Annotated in this window: 20 protein-coding genes and 1 tRNA gene; 12 read left to right on the forward strand and 9 right to left on the reverse strand. The window is 64.3% G+C overall.

The annotated features are described in order from the left end of the window. The first annotated feature begins 60 nt into the window (after positions 1-60). Complete coding sequence (locus ABZS43_RS00665; protein ID WP_355033680.1) at positions 61-219, forward strand: hypothetical protein; 159 nt, start codon at positions 61-63, stop codon at positions 217-219. A 334-nt stretch (positions 220-553) separates the two neighbouring features. On the opposite strand, the gene ABZS43_RS00670 is transcribed toward ABZS43_RS00665, so the two are convergent. Beyond that, positions 554-871 carry a hypothetical protein gene (locus tag ABZS43_RS00670; protein WP_355033681.1) on the reverse strand — a complete coding sequence of 106 codons (318 nt, stop codon included), beginning with the start codon at positions 869-871 and terminating at the stop codon, positions 554-556. 38 nt (positions 872-909) lie between these two features. Continuing rightward, positions 910-1,335 (reverse strand): HSP20 family small heat-shock protein, encoded by a 426-nt coding sequence (locus tag ABZS43_RS00675; RefSeq protein ID WP_355033682.1) that lies wholly within the window; start codon positions 1,333-1,335, stop codon positions 910-912. A 145-nt stretch (positions 1,336-1,480) separates the two neighbouring features. On the opposite strand from ABZS43_RS00675, the gene ABZS43_RS00680 reads away from it, so the two are divergent. Next, the gene (locus tag ABZS43_RS00680; protein ID WP_355033683.1) at positions 1,481-1,813 is read left to right on the forward strand and encodes a MerR family transcriptional regulator; all 333 of its coding nucleotides are present in this window, start codon (positions 1,481-1,483) and stop codon (positions 1,811-1,813) included. A 134-nt stretch (positions 1,814-1,947) separates the two neighbouring features. Here ABZS43_RS00680 and ABZS43_RS00685 read toward each other — a convergent pair whose 3' ends face one another. Further along, entirely contained in the window at positions 1,948-2,589 is a 642-nt protein-coding gene (locus ABZS43_RS00685) for a TetR/AcrR family transcriptional regulator (protein WP_355033684.1), read from the reverse strand. 69 nt (positions 2,590-2,658) lie between these two features. Between ABZS43_RS00685 and ABZS43_RS00690 the strand changes: the two genes are divergently transcribed. The 9 genes from ABZS43_RS00690 to ABZS43_RS00730 all read left to right on the forward strand — a co-directional run bounded on the left by ABZS43_RS00690 (position 2,659) and on the right by ABZS43_RS00730 (position 11,725). Next, entirely contained in the window at positions 2,659-3,411 is a 753-nt protein-coding gene (locus tag ABZS43_RS00690) for an MBL fold metallo-hydrolase (RefSeq protein WP_355033685.1), read from the forward strand. A gap of 805 nt (positions 3,412-4,216) precedes the next feature. Beyond that, complete coding sequence (locus ABZS43_RS00695; protein ID WP_355033960.1) at positions 4,217-5,503, forward strand: aromatic ring-hydroxylating dioxygenase subunit alpha; 1,287 nt, start codon at positions 4,217-4,219, stop codon at positions 5,501-5,503. Positions 5,504-5,537: 34 nt separating this feature from the next. Further along, positions 5,538-6,059: a hypothetical protein gene (locus ABZS43_RS00700; RefSeq protein WP_355033686.1), complete on the forward strand. Its 522-nt coding sequence runs from the start codon at positions 5,538-5,540 to the stop codon at positions 6,057-6,059. Positions 6,060-6,177: 118 nt separating this feature from the next. Beyond that, on the forward strand, positions 6,178-6,648 hold the full coding sequence (locus ABZS43_RS00705) for a hypothetical protein (RefSeq protein WP_355033687.1): 471 nt from the start codon (positions 6,178-6,180) through the stop codon (positions 6,646-6,648). A 52-nt stretch (positions 6,649-6,700) separates the two neighbouring features. Beyond that, positions 6,701-7,975, forward strand: a complete 1,275-nt coding sequence (locus tag ABZS43_RS00710) for a cytochrome P450 (protein ID WP_355033688.1) — start codon at positions 6,701-6,703, stop codon at positions 7,973-7,975. 59 nt (positions 7,976-8,034) lie between these two features. Next, on the forward strand, positions 8,035-8,790 hold the full coding sequence (locus ABZS43_RS00715) for an SDR family NAD(P)-dependent oxidoreductase (RefSeq protein ID WP_355033689.1): 756 nt from the start codon (positions 8,035-8,037) through the stop codon (positions 8,788-8,790). Next, the gene (locus ABZS43_RS00720; protein ID WP_355033690.1) at positions 8,787-9,416 is read left to right on the forward strand and encodes a carboxymuconolactone decarboxylase family protein; all 630 of its coding nucleotides are present in this window, start codon (positions 8,787-8,789) and stop codon (positions 9,414-9,416) included. Before ABZS43_RS00715 ends, ABZS43_RS00720 begins: the two co-directional genes overlap by 4 nt. A 98-nt stretch (positions 9,417-9,514) precedes the next feature. Further along, entirely contained in the window at positions 9,515-10,894 is a 1,380-nt protein-coding gene (locus tag ABZS43_RS00725) for an ABC transporter substrate-binding protein (protein ID WP_355033691.1), read from the forward strand. Positions 10,895-11,050: 156 nt separating this feature from the next. Then, positions 11,051-11,725, forward strand: coding sequence for a TetR/AcrR family transcriptional regulator (locus ABZS43_RS00730; protein ID WP_355033961.1), 675 nt, complete (start codon positions 11,051-11,053; stop codon positions 11,723-11,725). A gap of 189 nt (positions 11,726-11,914) precedes the next feature. Here the strand turns inward: ABZS43_RS00730 and ABZS43_RS00735 are convergent, their stop codons facing one another. The 5 genes from ABZS43_RS00735 to ABZS43_RS00755 form a co-directional block, all read right to left on the reverse strand. Further along, positions 11,915-12,196 carry a hypothetical protein gene (locus ABZS43_RS00735; protein WP_355033692.1) on the reverse strand — a complete coding sequence of 94 codons (282 nt, stop codon included), beginning with the start codon at positions 12,194-12,196 and terminating at the stop codon, positions 11,915-11,917. Between the two features lie 317 nt (positions 12,197-12,513). Then, positions 12,514-14,100 carry an NAD(P)/FAD-dependent oxidoreductase gene (locus tag ABZS43_RS00740; RefSeq protein WP_355033693.1) on the reverse strand — a complete coding sequence of 529 codons (1,587 nt, stop codon included), beginning with the start codon at positions 14,098-14,100 and terminating at the stop codon, positions 12,514-12,516. Between the two features lie 3 nt (positions 14,101-14,103). Continuing rightward, positions 14,104-15,057 carry an alpha/beta hydrolase gene (locus tag ABZS43_RS00745; protein WP_355033694.1) on the reverse strand — a complete coding sequence of 318 codons (954 nt, stop codon included), beginning with the start codon at positions 15,055-15,057 and terminating at the stop codon, positions 14,104-14,106. Positions 15,058-15,084: 27 nt separating this feature from the next. After that, the gene (locus ABZS43_RS00750; RefSeq protein ID WP_355033695.1) at positions 15,085-16,212 is read right to left on the reverse strand and encodes an NDMA-dependent alcohol dehydrogenase; all 1,128 of its coding nucleotides are present in this window, start codon (positions 16,210-16,212) and stop codon (positions 15,085-15,087) included. A 131-nt stretch (positions 16,213-16,343) separates the two neighbouring features. Beyond that, entirely contained in the window at positions 16,344-17,456 is a 1,113-nt protein-coding gene (locus ABZS43_RS00755; protein ID WP_355033696.1) for an AraC family transcriptional regulator ligand-binding domain-containing protein, read from the reverse strand. A gap of 170 nt (positions 17,457-17,626) precedes the next feature. Here ABZS43_RS00755 and ABZS43_RS00760 point away from each other — a divergent pair, with 170 nt between their 5' ends. Beyond that, positions 17,627-18,028, forward strand: a complete 402-nt coding sequence (locus ABZS43_RS00760) for an Imm21 family immunity protein (RefSeq protein ID WP_355033697.1) — start codon at positions 17,627-17,629, stop codon at positions 18,026-18,028. A gap of 418 nt (positions 18,029-18,446) precedes the next feature. Here ABZS43_RS00760 and ABZS43_RS00765 read toward each other — a convergent pair. Further along, a tRNA-Leu gene (locus ABZS43_RS00765) sits at positions 18,447-18,528 on the reverse strand. Positions 18,529-18,640: the final 112 nt, after the last annotated feature.

Genomic DNA, 18,640 nt, shown 5'->3' on the forward strand with positions numbered 1-18,640 from the left:
GAGTGTCGTCGCGCGGGCCAGTCGGACTGGGGCAGTTGATCCAGCCGCGAGGAAGTTTCGATGACAGAGAATGCTTATTCCGATGCTGAGGTAGAAGCCGGTCCTGTGGTGTGGCCCGATCCCAGTCCGTTGAGCGAGTGGTGGGAAACAGTCATGGGGCTGTCCACCCGCGCGGTGAACGGCGGGCGGCGTCGAGACAATCACCGTCTCGCCGGTTGAGCCGTCCGTGGTCGGCTGAGGCTCGCGACGGCGCCGAGTGGTAGTTCCCGCCGAGAAGTAGTTCCCCTTCCCCCTTCCCCCTAGCCCCCTGGAACCAGGCCGCGGTGCCGTGTGGCGCGGTGGTGGTGCTGGTCGAGGGGGTGGGCCCGGTTGCCGGTCCGGACCCACCCCGTGAAGGAAGAGTGACGTGACTTCGGAAGGTCCGCGGTGGCGTTGGCGTCCTATCCCGTTGTGCCCCGTGTGGGGCGGTGCGCACGGAACTTCCCGCACGATGTTCTCCAATGCGCCTGACGTGGGATCGTGACAGCCTCGCCACCAGCGGAATTGGTTCCTGTTACTCGGATACGGGCATCACCTCACTTTTCTGGGGACGTGCGGTGCATATCGGTTGGCGCCAGCGGGGCGGAGGGCCGCGCTGGGTGGCCCTCCAGGCCGATGGGCGTCGTCCCCGCAACCGCTGGAAGTACTCCCGCAGCGCCGGATGCGCGCGCGCCCTGCTCGCCGTGACCGGGGCGCGCGGTGGGGCCGATAGGCGGGCTCGACGCAGGGCCAATTCAACCTCGGCGAACAACACCTCCAGGTCGGGGTCGAGGACGAGTAGTTCGGTATCGAGGGTGTCGAATGATCCTGCGCGGGTGTCGTTGATGGTCATGACCCTGCCTCCCGAGATGAGTTGCCGGGCCGGGGTGGTCAGGCGTCGATGGCCTGGCGCTGCTCGCGTTGGCTGTGTTCGATCTCGATCTTGCGTGGTTTGGCCTTCTCCGCGACCGGGATCGTCAAGCGCAGTACCCCGTCGGTGTAGTCGGCGCGGATATGGTCGGTGTCGAGGCCTTCGCCCAGGAACAGTTGGCGGCTGAAGATCCCGCGGGAACGTTCCGCCGCGATCATCGACCGGCCCGAGTCCAGCTCCGGGCGGGCGGCTCGCACCGTCACCACATTGCGTTCGATGTCGAGGTCGAGGGAATCGGGGTCGATACCGGGCAGGTCGAATTCGACCAGGAATTCCTCACCCTCGCGCCAGGCGTCCATCGGCATCACCGCCGGACGGGCCGCCGTGCCGAACACCTGCTGCGTGAGACGGTCCAGATCACGGAACGGATCGGTACGCATCAGCATGGTCGCCACCTCCAACACACTCCAATCTTTCGTTCGGGTCAGATAACCTGTGCCATCTGACATAGATTTGTTTTAGCACTTCAGGTGGGTGAGTGCAAGTAGTTAGAATAGAAAATCTGAGAAGCAGTTCGGAGGTAGCGCAACGGTGTCAGAAGAGCAACAACGGTCGCATCTGCCCGATCCCACGCGGGCGGTGTACGCGATCTCGGTGGCCGCCGACCTCGCCGGGATCGGGGTACAGACCCTGCGACTGTACGAACGGCACGGGCTGCTCACTCCCGCCCGCAGCGACGGCGGTACCCGCCGCTACAGCAGCGACGACCTCGCGCGCCTGCACCGCATCATCGCCCTGGCCGCCGCGGGAGTGAACCTGGCAGGCATCGGACGCATCCTGGACCTCGAAGACGCCAACGCCGACCTACACGCCGACAACGATCGCCTCCGCCGCGACACCGGCAATCCCCCGCCGCAGACCTGAACTGCCACCTCTGCCGGTTCGAGCGGCCGAGCGCGAACAGGCTGATCGGTAGCCGGCGCCGGGGTCCGATAACGGTGCTCGGCGGGGGTGGGGTCGGGTAGTTCCCCGACACGCAGACCGCGGCGGCGGGGTGGTCACGGTGTGGTGCCGAGATGGGCGGTGACGAGCGTGTCGAGCAGGTGGGGTAGTGGTGGCCACGGGAAGCTGGGCCGATCCTGTCGAAGGGTGATCAGACCGTGCATGGCTGCCCATATGCAGATTGCGGTGGCAGTGGGATCGTCACTGGGATCGTCGCTCGAATCGTCACTCGAATCGTCGCTGCGATCGACACCGCCGCAGTCGTTTACGGCCTCGACGAGGGATCGGAACACCGGCAGGCCGGGTAATTGCGCGTCGGTGGGTTCCCAGCCCGGTGTGCCCGCGGTCCCGAACAGCACTCGGTAGTGCCCCGGATTCCTCAGGCCGTATTCGCAATAGGCGTGGCAGATTTCGCGGAGGCGGGTCGGCGGGTCGGTGGCCGATGTGGCCGCGAGTTCGTTCGCGAGTTCGGCGAAGCGGACTTCGTAGACTGCGGTGAGCAGTGCGCGCCGGTCGGCGAAGTGCAGGTACAGGCTCTGGGGCGAGATCCCGGCCGCGCGGGCGACCGCCCGCAGCGACAGCGACTCCTGTCCGTCGGCTGTTTCCAGTAGGCGACTGGCCGCGGCGATGAGTTCATCGCGCAGTTTCCCCCCTTCTCCACGCTTGTTGCGATTCCGGCCTCCCGATCTGTTCGTCACCTTGACAGATTAACAAGACGGGTGTCTGCTGACAACTATCAGTAGACACCCGTCTTGTTAGGAAATCGTATGTCTGTCATCATGACTCGGATCGTGCACGCCAGTGTTGTTCTCGACTTCGGGGGAGCGCGAATCCTCACCGACCCCTGGTTGTCGGAGCGTCGCTTCTACCGTCACGGCGAACCGCGCTCGGTTGCCGCGGCGTCCCACCTGCCGGAGTTGGCGGGTGTGGTGATCAGTCACGGTCACTACGACCACTGCGATCTGGACGCGCTGGCCGGCTATCCGGACAAGTCGGTGCCGTTCGCCGTGGTGCGGGGGTTGGGCGCCAGGGTGCGGGCGGCGGGGTTCGCCGATGTCGTGGAATTGGATCCGTGGCAAAGCACCCATCTCGGACCGGTGGAGGTCACCGCGGCCCCGGCTGCCCACGGCGTTCGCGAGATCACCTTCGTCCTGCGTGGCGATGGGGCGGAAATCTTCTTCGGCGCCGACACCCTGCGTATCGCCGAACTGGACGAGATCGCCCGCCGGTTTCCGAAGCTCGATCTGGCCCTGCTGCCGACCAATGGCTTGCGCATCCGCCCCGCGCTCAACCGTCAAGTGGTGATGGACGCCGACCAAGCCGCCGAACTGACCCGGGTGTTGCGGCCACGTCTGGCGGTCCCGATCCACTACGCCTTCACCAGCGGCCCGCTCGGCGACCGCTTCATGACCAAAGCCGACCGCGATCCCGAGCACTTCCGTGCCGCGGCCGCCGTTCTGGCCCCGGACACCACCGTGCACATCCTGCCGACCGGCCAACCTCTCACGATTACCCCATAGTGTGCTGAATCGTCGATTCGTCGGTGAAGGATTCGAGGACGAGGTCGATTGCCCGCGAGTGGTGGATCGCCTCACGGTGCGTGTGATGCTCAGTGCGACACGCTGATTCGGTGCCAGAAACCCGGGTTGGTTGCCCGGAACTTCTCGATCGCTCCACGGTCGCGTCGAAGGCGCTGGTCGCATCGAGTGCGCACGCCTTGTAAGCGCGTCCAGCAACACTCACACGATGGGTTGCCGACTCGGCCCCGAGAGTTTCGAGCGGGCGCGGGTCGGCATCGATCACGCATACGGTCGCTTCCCGGCCCGCCGCACGCATATCGAACAGCCGCCCGCCCAGGTCGGCGGAATCGTTGGTCGAGGTGTCACAGATTTCCTTCGGTGTGTGCCACCGGTGCGCTGTGGCCCTGCTGCGGGTGCGCGCAGTCCGCTACGGCCCCACACCTTCTGGCGGCGGTGTTCGCCGGCGTGCCGACTGGTGAACCGCTGGACTGATCCTTGACAGCTGGCTGTGTGATCGAGAATACTCCAATCAATCAATCAACCGATTGATAAAAGATTGTGGCCTTCGGCACAGTGCGACCGCTCCTGGCCGCCGCGCACTCGAGGGATCAACCGTCACCCGCGTCGTTCGCCGCGCATGGGGAATCCTGTGCCGCGTCCCACGGGCATGGCGCCGCGATATCGGTGCCGCATCAGTCGAGGAAAGGGTGGATCAGTGACAACCGAAGCCGTACGGCCAACGCGACCCGGAGAATGGGTCGACACCGGAGTCGGTCTCGCCGATATTCCGGCAGACGCCTACAGGATGCGGATCCCGACCGACAGGTACACCTCCCCGGACATCCAGGCGCAGGAGCGCGAAAAGATCTGGATGCGGGTGTGGCAGGTCGCCGGACGAGTCGATGAGATCCCGGAGGTCGGCGACTGGAAGGAGTACAAGATCTTCGATCAATCCTTCGTCGTCATCCGCGGGAAGGATGGCCGGATCCGCGGATTCGTCAACGCGTGCAGACATCGCGGCAACGTGTTGTGCGTGGGCAGCGGTAACGCCAAGCGCGGCATACTGTGTCAGTATCACCTCTGGTCGTACGATCTCGACGGAAATCTGAAAGGCATTCTGCGGGAAGGCGCTCAAGGGGACTTCGGCAAAGACGGTCTCTCGCTGGTGCAGGTGTCGGTCGATTGCTTCGCTGGATTCATATTCTTGAACCCCGATCCCGATGCGGCGCCGTTGGCCGAATTCCTCGGCGATGGGCTACCGGAACTCTTGGCGCCATATCATCTCGACGAGATGGTGACGGTGCTCAATGTCCGCGAAAGTGTGAACTGTAATTGGAAGGTCGTCATGGACGCCTTCGAAGAGGGCTATCACATTTCCGGCATCCACCCCGAACTTCTCCGAGTTATCATGATCGATCCGGCCACCGTGCGGTATCGATTCTTCGACAATCACAGTGTTGCCGTCGCGCCCTTCGATGTGGCCAACGTCGATAAATTCAGCCCGGACGAGCAGGTCGAGGGTATCAGAGGGCTTCCCGAGACCTTTCCTTCGGTGGCAATGGTGTTGCCGCGTTTCGACGAGCTCGTCGCCGGCTATCGCGGTGACGACGGCACGCTGCTTTTCCCGGAAGGCGTCACCGCGCGCGTTCTGCTGCAGCAGGCCACGCGCGATACGTTGACCGGCATGGGCCTGGACGTCAGCGGGCTGACCGACGCGCAGATGAGTGACAATCACGGCTGGGTGCTCTTTCCGAATTTCTTCATGACCATCCGGGCGGGCGAGGCCACGACAATCATGGCCACACCGCACCCCGACGGCGATCCGAATAAGTGCATCTGGCATATCACCAGCTTCATGTGGCTGCCCGAGGAAAATCGCGATGTGTATCGGGCAAAACTGGTCGAGGTCGAGGAGCCCGGTAGTTTCAAGTACTTCCTGGCGCTGCAGCAGGATTACGAGCAGATGCCACGTCAGCAACGGGGCCTGCGCAGCGACCGGCTCGATCACATGGCCTTGGTCAGAGAAGAAATCGTCATCGCCCATTACCACTCGGTCGTCGACAGATATCTGGCAGCAGAGACGAACTCCTGAAATCACTATTTCCACCCTGCACGAGGACTAAAAAATGAATCTCGAAGAGCGCATCGCCCATCACACCCGGATGGCCGAGTCCTACCGGAACTCCTATTTGCGTCAAGGTGTCCAAGACGGCGAGACCTACGAAGCCTGGGCATTCGCCGAGGACGGCGTGTACGCGTCGCCGTACTTCACCGGCGACGAGGCATTCCCGCTCAGTGCTTTTCCGGAAGACACCGCGAAAGCCGCGACCATGGAGGCCAAGGCCTACTCGCTCACATTCCCGGACTGGAAGCCGTCGGACTTCAAGTACTGGGCGGGCGACACCGGCTTCGTGATGAAGACCAGGTGGGAGGGCCATACGAAAGACGGCACCGCCATGGGCTTCTACTCCTACAGCTTCGTGGAAACCAACGACGCCGGTGAGGTTCTTCGTTGGGAGACGCACGTCAACGACGAATACAGCCCCTTCCTCGATGTCGCGATCGGCACGCACGGCCCCTTCCACGGAACCGGGGAGTACCTCGACGCGCTCAACCGGTGCCTGAGCAAGGCCGGTGTGACCATGTGACGTTGCGGGTGGCGCTCGCGGGCGACGGGAGACGTCGGCGAGCGCGTCACCCCGGCGCAGTCCGACAAGTAAGGACTCGGCGCCGAGAGAAATCCGATAGCGATGACGGAGAACAGTTTTGGTATCGAACGAGATCAGCGACGTCGTCGACAGGCATGAGGGTCTGTCGCGCACAGTGCTGGAATACAGCCTGGTCATGAAGCGGTTGGTGGACAGCGCTAAGCAGCCCGGATTTTCCGCCGACAGTTGGGCTCCCTTGGCGGAGTTGATCGCCGTCGAGGAGTTCGACCGTGTCGGGCCTTTCAAAGAGGTGATGGATTGGAATGACTACGTTGCGTTCCTGACCAATTGGGCGAGGTCTTCCGATTGGGAAGGCTCCTTCAAACGGATCACCGAGCTGCCCGGCCTGGTCTTTCTCGAGCTCGAGGAACGTAGCACGGTGGGCGAATACAGCTCGGTAGTCAATTCGCTGTCGGTCTATGAGTTCGACAGCGCGGGCAAGATTCGGCACATCGACGTGTACCTGCAGATGGCGCTGCCGGAACCCGGCCTGCTCGAGGGCTATGACGGTGTCGAAATCTCCGAGTGAACGCGCGACCGAAGAGTCCGGGGCGAGCGCCGACCGGCCGGAAGGACCTACCATGACCGACGTCGACGCCGTCGACTTCTTCACCGACAACGCGGTCCTGCACGCCCCGTACGACTACCTCGCCGCGCTGCGCACCGAATGCCCGATACGGCGCGAGAAATATCACGACGTCATGATGGTCACCGGTTATGACGAGGCGCTGGCCATCTACAACGACACCGAAAGCTTCTCGTCCTGCCTATCGGTCACCGGCCCATTCCCCGGCTTTCCGGTACCGCTGGAAGGCGACGATGTTTCCGAACTGATCGCCGCGCATCGGGACCGGTTGCCGATGAGTGATCAGCTACCCACCTTGGATCCGCCGGTTCACGCCGATCACCGGGCACTGCTGTCGCGGATGATCACGCCCAAGCGCCTGAAAGAGAACGAAGAGTTCATGTGGCGCCTGGCCGACCGGCAATATGACATGGCCCTCACCGACGGTCATTGCGAATTCAATCAGGATTACGCCAACCCGTTCGCGATGCTGGTGATCGCCGATCTGCTCGGAGTTCCCGAATCGGACCATGAGGGTTTCCGAAATGCGCTGCTGGGGAACGTGATCGGCAGCAGCAACGGCGAGGGGCTGGAACACACTCCACTGGGCTACCTCTACGGCAAGTTCACCGAGTACATCAGCGAGCGTCGTCAGAGCCCGCGCGGCGACGTTCTCACCGGCGTCGCGACGGCCACGTTCCCCGATGGCAGCACGCCGGAGGTGATCGATGCGGTGTGCGTGGCGTCCAACCTGTTCGCCGCGGGACAGGAAACGACGGTTCGTTTACTCGGTACCGCCGTGATGCTCATCGCCGAGAACCCCGAGTTGCAGGCGAGACTGCGTGCGGACCGCACGCTGCTTCCCAATTTCATCGAGGAAACGCTGCGCTACGAAAGCCCGATCCGGGGCGATTTCCGGCTCTCGAAGGTGCCGGTCACCATCGGCGGAGTGGACATCCCGGCGGGAACCACCGTGATGCTGGTCAACGCGGCCCTCAACCGTGACCCACGCAGGTTCCCCGAGCCGGATGTCTTCGATAGCGAACGTCGCAATGCCCGTAGCCATGTCGCGTTCGGCCGCGGGCCGCACAGTTGCCCGGGCGCACCTTTGGCCAGGGCGGAGGCTCTCATCAGTCTGCAACGCCTGTTCGATCGCACGGCGGACATCTGGATCGACTCCGACCAGCACGGCCCGCCCGGCGAACGGCGATACCGGTACTTGCGGACGTTCATCCTGCGCGGGCTGACCTCACTGCACATTCGGTTCACTCCGGCCGACACCGGCAAGTGAAGACGCTGCTCCATCGTGGCAGACGGCATCAATCGATATCGATCAAGGAACCGACTTTCATGGCTTTCGAAGGAACTACCGCGATCGTCACCGGCGGGGCATCCGGGCTCGGACTGGCGATCGCCGAGGCCCTCGTCGCTCGCGGCACCAAAGTCGCCATCTTCGACATCCAGGCCGATCAGCTCGATACCGAGGTAACCCGACTACGTGAGCAGGGCGCCACAGTCGATGGTTACGTCGTGGACGTCTCCGACCGCGAACAGGTCGAATCCGCGATGGGCAAGGTCCGAGCCGAGTTCGGCCCGATCCTGATCCTGATCAACAACGCCGGTATCGAACAATTCGGAAAGTTCACACAACTCACCGATGACCTGTGGGACCGCGTCATGGCGATCAACCTGCGTGGGCCGTTCATCTGCACGCAGCTGGCGCTGCCCGATATGCAGGACGCCAAGTGGGGCCGGATCGTCAACATCTCGTCATCGAGCGCTCAGGGCGGGCAGTCGTACATGGCTGCCTATGTCGCCTCGAAGGCCGGGTTGATCGGGTTCACCAAGGCCTTGGCGCTCGAGCTGGGCCCGCGGGGAATAACCGTCAATACGATTCCACCCGGCATGGTGGTGACGCCGATGCTCGAAAAAGCTATCGCCGAAGGCAAATTCACCGACAGCCTCGAACACTTCGTCAGTATCACGCCTGTTCGGCGGGCCGGGCGTCCGGAGGACATCGCCAACGCGGCGGTGTTCTTGTGCCAGGACGAATCCTCATACATCACAGGCCAGATCATCGGTGTCAACGGAGGACGAAGAACATGACCGCTGAGCACGAAGGACCCCGGCTGGCGCCGCTGTCGGCAGCGCAATGGGGGGACGCGGAGTATGCCGCTTTCGGTGTGCTGCTCGGCATTCCCGGTGAGAAGGTTCCGCGCGCGGGCTCCGGCCACGAGTACGACCCACTGAAATTCGACATCGTCGGCCTGCTCGCACACCACCCGGAGTTGGCACGCGCCTTCTTGAGGTTCAACACCTACCTTCTGCGCCGAGGCGAGCTGCCATTGCGTCTGCGTGAGCTGGCCATTCTGCGCGTTGCCTGCACCCATCGCTCCGCCTACGAGTGGGGCCAGCACGTCAAGATCGCGGTCGGTGGCGGCGTATCGGAGGACGACATCACCCGCCTGGCGGCGGGCAACGACGGCTTCGAGGGCGACGACCGCTTGGTACTCGAGATCACCGACGAATTGCTTGTCGACGGTCACGCGACGTGGGAGATGTGGCAACGCCTGGTCGATGCCCTCGGCATGCATCAGGCGATGGAACTGATCTTCGTCGTCGGCACCTACGCCATGGCGGCGATGGCGTTCGTCACCTGGGGTCTTCCGCCGGCGCCGGGAGCCGCCCCGTTGCCGATACCGGCCGACATCAGCGGACAACAGCGCCGATAGCGCTGGCGGCCAACAGAACCAGGCCCCTGACCGGATGAGTCCGCGGAGTGCGGCAGGCATCCCCGCATCCGGTCGTCGAGCCGACAAGGAGGAATACGGTGAAAGCGCAGCGAATAGTCGTTGCCCTGATCGCGATCGCGCTGGTGGCAGCGGGTTGTGGTCGCGAGGGCGGCAGCACCGAGACCAGCGCGGGCGGCTCGTCGGGGCAGGCCGCCTCGGGCAACTTCGGAAACCTGACCGGTATCTGTCGGCCGGGTAATGCGAAAAGTGTCTCGGCGCAGGGGGTTACGGCGACCGAGATCGAAGTCGGCATGTTCTCCGATATCGGGTTCACCAAGAACCCGGATTACGTCGACGCCGCGAAGGTCTTCACCTCCTGGTGCAACGCCGCTGGCGGTATCAACGGCCGCAAGATCAGCGCGAACCTGCGCGACACCAACCTGATGGAGGTGCGCCAGCGGATGCTCGAGGCGTGCCGCGAGGATTTCTTCCTCGTGGGCGGTAGCGCGGCGCTGGATGGTCTCGGTGTGAAGGATCGGCTCTCGTGTCTGCTGCCGGAGTTTCCCGCGCAGGTGACACAGACGGCGAATACGGGGTCGGACCTGCAGTTGGGTGCGGGATCGTCGTTATCGGAAACCGTCAACCCGTATTCCGGTCTGTACGAATGGCTTACCGAAGAGGCCTACCCGGATTCGCTGGGTGCCATCGGGATGATCAACGGCGATTCGCCGTTGACGAAAGTGATGGGTGACAAGCTCACCGAGTCGTTCACGGCCTCGGGCGCGAAGGTCGTCTACAGCGATCTGTACCCCGCCGCGGGCGTCTCGGACTGGACCCCGTACGCGCAGGCGATCAAGTCCAATAATGTGAAGGGCCTGATCTTCCTCGGCGATTTCCGCTACCTGGCCAAACTCGAGGACATCCTCACCAGCATGAACTACAAGTTGGACTGGATCGACGCCAATGCCAACGCCTACAACCAGACCTTCCTCGACGGCGCGAAGAGTTCACTGGGAACCCAGAACAACGTCGCCGACCTCAACGGCACCGCTGCGCTGGACGCCGCGGCGACGACTCCCGCGATCCAGCAGTTGAAGGATCTGTTCGAGCAGTACGCGCCGAGCAGTCACATCACCTATCAGGTGCTGCGGGCCTTCCAGGCGTGGCTGCTGTTCGCCGAGTCGGCGACCAGCTGTGGTGACAACCTGACCAGGGCGTGCGTCTACAACGCCGCGCGGAAAGAGACGGCGTGGACCGGCGGTGGTTTGCAGGCGCCGGTCGACCTGTCGCGCCCGCTCGTCGAACAGACGCGCTGCTTCAACGTGCAGCAGGCCACCCCGGACGGGTGGAAGTCCGCCGATTTCAAGCCCAACAACGGCCAGTTCCGTTGCGGCTTCACCCCTTACAAGTACACCCAGGATTTCGGTAAGCCGCTGACGCTCGCCGACGTGGGCAAGAGCATGAGTGATCTGAAGTGACCGCCCCATCATGACGCACCACACAGCTCGCCTATAATTGATCAAGCACTTGATTTCGAGGGCGGATGGCCCCGAGTGGACCGCCGCCCTCGAAATCAACGCGGGACGAAGCAACAGGGTCGAAGCAATAGGGTCGAGGAATGGGGCGCATTGGTGATCAGTTCACCGTCTCTGGGCCGACCGGTCGGCGCCAATAGTGAAGAGACCCGCCAGCGCATCGTCGCGGCCACGATGCGCTGTGTGGCCGAGGTCGGTTACTCGCGCGCGACGATCAGAGAAATCGCCCGCATGGCCAATATGACGAGCGGCAGCCTCTATCACTACTTTCCCAACAAAGCCGAGCTCATGAAAGCTACGTTCCTCGAACTCGCGGACGTCGCCGTTCCGGGCCTGGTCGCTGCGGCGGCGAGGACAGAGGGCGTGTTGAACAAGCTGATGGCAGTGCTGGACGAGGGTGAGCGGCTTATGCGTGACTACCCCTACGCGGCGGCGTTCGACCGTGCGATCCGTGCCGAAAGCGCGCAACATCTGCACTTGGCCGAGAACAGCGAGACGATTTTCAACACATTGCGTGACCTGATCGTCGACATCGTGGAACAGGCTCGTCAGGAGGGAGCGCTGGGCGCGCAAGCCACCGTCGACGATGCGGCGGATGCGATCTACGTCCTGCTTCGAGGTCTCAACGAGCATGCCATCGCGACCCCCGAGAGCTACCACACCACCGTCCGGGCCTTGAAACTTCTGCTCAGCGGCACGCTGTTCGACTACGCCAAGTTGGCTCCCCCGGCTCCGGCCGTCGACGCGGCGAGCGCGTCGACCCTCCCGCGCTGAGCGTGAACGTGTTCGACCTCGTTTCGGCTGGAACCGGGCGATCCCTGTCCGGTATTCGGGGTGAACCTCGAGCCCTCCGGCAGTGGGGGGAAGCTCGGACATCATGACCTCCCGCCACGTGCCAGGAGCTCGCGGTGGCCCTTCAGTGTTCCGGCGGCGATGCCGGATATCACCGCGTGGTGCGAGCTCTCACCCGCAGAGCACCCCGCAATGACCTGGTTCGGCGGGGAAAAGGACGGCGGATCCGGTTGCCAGCAATATGAACAAGGCGTATGGGATCTGGTCGGCTGAGCCCGAACCCGGGCCGGGCTGCGGGATGGTGATCCCCACCGTGTCGGCACGCTCAGGCGTGTCGATGTGTGTCATCGGGTCGACGGGCAGCCCGGAATGGGGGCCGGCCTGCGCCGCACCGGATGCCGTCGAGAGGGTGATCGTCGCCAGCAGGGCGCAGGTCGTCAGCGTTCGCCGCACGTTCGTTTCCTATCGTCCGCCCCCACTTCCAGGGGCACTCATCTCATTGAATTAGTTGTGCCACAACTAATTTCAATGCCACGCTAAGTTTGGACGTGGCGGTCGACAAGCCCCGACTTCCCCTGGCTTTCTCACCGGGCTCGTTGAGGGGTGTACCTCGGATAGGCGCCGGATGGCCGTCGGCGAGCGCCGCCACCCGGGTGGCGGCGCTCGCGGAAGCCAACGCGCGCAACGCCTTCGGTGCGTCGCCGGTAAGGTTCGAGATCAGCCGGATCGGACGCCACACGGCCGAACACGCCGGGTTGGGCCCGTAACTGCTAGGCGAGTTCGAAACCGTGGTAATCGGCGATCGCGACGCCGTCGCCGATCTGCTTGTACACCCCGACTCCGCCGACGAAGGGCAGGAAGACCCTGCGCTTACCGGGAATGTTGGCGCCCATGTACCACGATGCCGCTTGCGGGAAGAGGGTCAGGTCGGCGGTGTCGGCGACGATGTCCACCCAGTTCTGTTCGGCGGCGGGGTCGGGCTCGACGCGGTTCAGTCCCTTGGCGCGCAGGTGTACGAGCAGATCGCTGATCCATTCGACGTGGTATTCGATGGAGGTCAGCATGTTCGACAGGACCGCGGGACTCTGGGGGCCGGTGATGGTGAACAGGTTGGGGAATCCGGCCGACATCAACCCCAGGTAGGTGCGGGGTCCGTCGGCCCATCTCCGGGCCAGGCTCTGTTCGCCGTTGCGGATGTCGATGGCGTTCAACGCACCGGTCATCGCGTCGAATCCGGTGGCGAGCACGATGACGTCGAATTCGCGTTCGGTGTCTCCGGTGCGGATGCCGCGCGGGGTGATCCGCGAGATCGGTTCCTCGAGCAGGTCGACGAGGGTGACGTTGTCCCGGTTGTAGACCTCGTAGTAGCCGGTGTCCACGCACATGCGTTTGGCGGCGATCGGATAGGACCGTGGTGTCAGTTTCTCCGCGAGCGCGGGATCTTTCACCTTCTCCCGGATGCGGGCGCGGACGTATTCGGCGGCGAGTTCGTTGGCCTGCGGGTCCTGGATCAGATCGTAGAAGCTCTGCTGGAAGCACAGCCCGCCGTGGTCCCAGCGCCGGTCGAGGTAGGCGGTCGCGGCGCGGGGTTCGAGGTCGGCGAAGAACGGGAGTTCCAGGTCCGCGCATTGTGCGCCGCCGATGGAGTTGCGGCTGACTTCACGGTATTCCGGATAGCGCTGCTTGACCTCGGCCAATGCTGGGCCGATCGGCCCGTTGTGCGCGGGGACCGCGTAGGGGGGTGTGCGCTGGAAGACGGTGAGATGCTCGACTTCCGGGGCGATGGCGGTAATCGTCTGCAGGCCCGACGAGCCCGTGCCGATGACGGCGACCCGTTTGCCGCGCAGGTCGACCTTCTCGGACGGCCAGTCCCACGTCCAGTACACCTCGCCGGTGAAGTCGGCGAGCCCGTCGAACCGCGGCTTCGCGGGCACGGACAGGCAGCCGGTCGCGGCGATCACGAATCGGGTGGTGACGCGTTCACCGGTCTCGGTGACGACGGTCCACTCGCCGGTGTCACGGTCGAAATCGAGTCCGGTGATCCGGGTGTCGAATCGGATATCGCGGCGCAGGTCGTGGCGGTCCGCGACGTGGCGGATGTAGGAGAGGATTTCGGGCTGGGCGGCGTAGCGCTCGGTCCAGTTCCACTCCTGCTCGAGCTCGGGGTCGAAGGAGTAGGAGTATTCGATGGACTCGATATCGCACCGGGCTCCTGGATAGCGGTTCCAATACCAGGTTCCGCCGACCTCGGGCCCGGCTTCGAACACCACTGTGTCGAAACCGAGTTCGCGTAGTGCGTGGAGTTGGTAGAGGCCGGCGAATCCGGCCCCGATGACGACGACGTCGTGATCGGCCACTGGTCACACCACCTTCTGATCGAGATCGGGGGAGTACTGCCCGATGAATGTGCGAATTTGGGCCGCCACCAGTTCGATTCCGGTGGTGTAGCCGGGGAGGATGTTCGCCATCTGGAAGTACCCGTGCATCTGCCCGGCCGCTTCCTCCAGCACCACCGGGACTCCGGCGGCGTCGAGAGCTCGGGCGTAGGCGACCCCTTCGTCGTGCAGCGGGTCGTACTCGGCGACATAGACCAGGGCAGGCGGCAATCCGGCGAGGTCGGGTGCGCGCAGCGGAGACGCGTCGGGGTGCAGTCGTGCGGCGGGATCGGGGAGGTAGTGGTTCCAGAACCAGATCATGGTGTCGCGACCGAGCAGCAACTGGTTCTGCGGATCGACGTAGGACGGGCGGTCGAAATCGGCATCGGTGACGGGGTAGACCAGCACCTGGTAGTCGATGCGGGGACCGCCGCGATCGCGGGCCCAGCGCGTCATCACCGCCGCGATGTTGCCGCCCGCACTGTCGCCGGCCACGATCAGCGGGGTGTCCGGTCCCGCGAGGTCGGCGGCCCACCGCAGGCCGAGCCAGCTGTCCTCTAGCGCGGTGGGAAAGCGATGCTCGGGAGCCTTGCGGTAGTTCACCAGCACCACCGTGGATTCGGTGAGGTTCACCAGGTGCCGGCCCAGGTGGTCGTACTGCAGGTCGATATCGCCGATCACCCAGCCGCCGCCGTGGAAGTAGACGATCACCGACCGTGGCGGGCCCTCGGGCTCGAGGACCCGGACGCGGAAGGATTGCCCGTCCGCGCCGGTGAGTTTGGTGTTGCGGACCGCGGCGACCTCCGGTCCGCGCCCGCTCAGCCCGGCGAAGATCGGTCCCGACATTCGCGCGATGGCGGGAGTGCTCTCGTGGATCGGTGGAGTGCGCGGTTCTGCCAGTTGCGCCAGCAGTGCCTGGGTGACGGGTTCCAGTGGCATCGGATCGTTCCTTGTCCGTCGGTGCTCTCAGTAGTCCGTGTCCGAGAAGCTGATGACGCCCCGCAGGTTCTTGCCGTCGGCCATGTCCTGGTAGCCCTGGTTGACGTCCTCGAGGCGATACCGGGCGCTGACGAGCTTCTCCAGTTCCAAATGGCCGCAGCGGTAGAGGTCGAGGAGTTTGGGGATCTGGGTGCGCGGCCCCACGCCGCCGAAGATCGCTCCCTGCACGCGCTTCTGCAACAGGGTCAGTTCGAACAGATTCATCTCGACAGCGGAGAGGGTGTGATCGCCCATGGCGGTCACGACCACCTGGCCGCCCTTGCTGGTCAGGCTCAGTGCCTGCTGGATGTATTCGCCCCTGATCTCGCCGACCGTGATGATCGTGACCTGAGCCATCAACCCCCAGGTCAGATCGGGCAGTTCCGCGACGGCCTCGTCGACAGAGGAGTAGACGTGGGTGGCCCCGAACTCGAGCGCCTTCTTGCGCTTGAACTCGACCGGATCGATCCCGACGATGTAGCGGGCGCCGGCGAACTTCGCGCCCTGCACGGCGTTGATGCCGACACCGCCGACCCCCATGACGACGACGGTGTCGCCGGGGCGCGTGTTGCCGATCTCGGTGGCCGACCCCCACCCGGTGGAGACGCCGCAGCCGAGCAGCGAGGCCACCTCCAGAGGCACGTCCTTCTCGATCTTGACAACCGAGGCCTGATTCACGGTCACGTATGGTGCGAACGTCCCGAGCAGACACATCTGGATCACCGGCCGCCCGGCCTCCTGCACCCGAAAGCCCTTGTCGGAGATCGCCTCGCCGGTCAGCAGTCCGGCGCCCTCGTCGCAGAGGTTCTGCAGACCCGAGGCACACGGCCGGCACGTCCCGCACGCCGGGATGAAGGCGAGCACCACATGATCGCCCTCCTCGAGGCCGCGGACACCCGGACCGACCTTGGTGACGACACCGGCGCCCTCGTGCCCGCCGAGCACCGGGAAGAACGGCACCGGACTCGAACCCGCCGACACATGCACATCGGAGTGGCACAGACCGGACGCGGTCAGCTTGACCTGCACCTCACCCGCCACCGGATCCCCGAGTTCGACCTCGGTGATCCGCCACGGCGCACCGACCTCGTCGACCACTGCTGCTTTGACCTTCACCCGAACCGCCTCCTGTAATGCCGACCACACGCAGCTTCGAATGTGGGCTACGTCTCACCGAAGGTAAGGCGGAGCGGGGCTTCGGAGACAGGACGTCCGGGGCCAGAACGCGACAGTTCAGGCCAACCGGGTCAGTGCGCGGGCCGAGGCGTCTCCGACAGGCCGGACATCTTCCACCGGCGGAGCGCGCGAGCCAGACTGGACCAGTCGTGGTAGCCGAGTCGCCGCGCCACCTCCTCCCGGGGAACGGCGCGCTCACGCAGCAGGTCATAGGCGAGACTGCGGCGCACCTCCTCCACCACCTCCCGGAAGCTCGTGCCTTCCTGGTGTAGATAGCGACGCAGAGTTCTCGGCGCGTAGTGCAGTTCGGCCGCCACGTCCTCGAGCGTGAGATCGAGGCACTGCCGCGTCAGCAGGAGCTCCCGGATCCGCGCGGTGACCCCGATGTAGCGCAGCCGTTCGGATCTGATGCGTTCGCACTGGTCCACCATCACCGACGCGGTATGACGGTTGGCCAGCGGCAGCGGAGTATCCAGGTAGCCGGTCTCGTAGACCAGCTCGGAAACAGGATGGCCGAAGGACACCGGCACCGCGAAGTACTCGCGCTGGATGGCATCCGGTTCCCGGGGTTCCGCGGAGGCGAACCGGACCTCGACCAGCCGAACGGCGTCCGGATCGGTGAAGAGTTCACGCTGTATCTGGATACTCGCCGCCATGTCCCGCTCCACGGCGAAATCGCGGATCGGCTCCGGCAGATAATCGGCGCTGTACGTGGAACGGAACCAGCCAGACCCGGTGACATGCGCCCGGATCTCGGACAGGGCGAATGACAGCGGCGCGTAGCGCAGGCCGTTGCTCACCATCTCGCGGACGGTCCCGGACGTGACGAGCAGATAGCCGAAATAGCCGTAGGTGGTCAGGTGGTATTGCCTGCCGATCTCGGTCCCGATACCGTGACGGCCCCCATGGTGACTCAGAATGTTCCGAATCACCGTGATCTCCTGGCGGGCCGTCATCAACTCGTGCGGGGAATCCAGTGACTCCGGGGCTATGTGGGAGCCGGACAGGACCGATTCGATGGTCGAGCCGTGCCGCACCGCCCACTCGCAGAGCAGCGAGACCCCGGCCATCGTGCGAGCATGATCCCAGGTCTCGCCGGTGAGGGCGAAGAGAACGCCCTCGTCCCCCGGCCCGGACGGGCCAACCGCCGTCACCTCCCCGGCGGGTGACGTCGTTGTCTTCATTCGAGCGAGTGTTACAAGAGCGCGGCGGTGCGTCAACGCCGAGTCGACCGGATGTGGAGTCGGCTACCTCGCGGTGAAGTGATCGGCTGGAACCCCCGAGGAACCGGTGAGGATATGAACGGGTCGGTGGAGACGTGGGGCGATTACGGCCGAGCCCGCTCGGTGCGGGGATGCATCGGCCTGGTCGCGATCGGCTCCCAGGCCGCCCTGTTCTCGGTGACCAACCCGCTCGCACGACATATCTCCCCGCCGAGCGGGTGTTCCTGCGCGGGGCGGCAGCCGACTCCGACGAAGATCCCGTCGACATGGTGCGGCGAGTACTGCGAGACATCACTTGGGACCCAGACGAAGACCTTGCCTGGGAAGTACGAGAACCCGTCATGCTTTTCGACTCGGCATGGGCGGGAGCAGAGATCGAGCCCGACAACCAACTCCTCATCGACCTGGATCCAGGGAGTTACCGAGTCCGGGCAGCGTCTCTTCGGGACTCGGATAACTGGATGATCCTTGTTCAGCTCCAGCCGATCATCGGCGAGCCCATCGACGACAGCGAGTCGGCCGAAACCCTCTGAGGTCACCAATCCAGCCGGGGGGAAGCCATCCTCTCCCGCAACGTTGGATCAACCGGCTCGAGCGTAACCGGGCGGTCCGTTCGCCGGTCGCTGCCGTCCTTCTCCCCACTGGGCCGAAGAGCGCCGGTGTCGTAGGTGCACAGCCCGTACCGGACATTGCTGTCCGAAGGACGGACCGGGCGGTCCGATCTGCGGTTCTTGAAACGAGTTCCTGCAACGGCGGTTGCGGCGGGATGACCGGCGCGATTATCGCTGATCGCTTCCGTCAGCAAACATCCGGGATACGGCACAATTGTCGTGAAATGGCAGACGCGCCACGAATTGGCGCAGGTCAGAAGGTGTATTCGCTGGTCGGGCTGCTGTGGTGATGGCCCTCGAGCACACTGCGCGAATATCTGTCACGAATGACGGAGATCTGTGCGCGAGAGGGGACTTGAACCCCTACGTCCGTGGACACCAGAACCTAAATCTGGCGCGTCTGCCAATTTCGCCACTCGCGCTTGATGGTACGACCGTCCAAACTCTACCGGCCTTGACCGCGATCGCGAAGCTCATGTGAGGAGTGTCGTACTCGCCGGTAACCCGACCTGGGACTATAACGGTTTAGTAACG

The organism is Nocardia sp. NPDC005366 (genome assembly GCF_040606855.1).
GTDB lineage: Bacteria > Actinomycetota > Actinomycetes > Mycobacteriales > Mycobacteriaceae > Nocardia.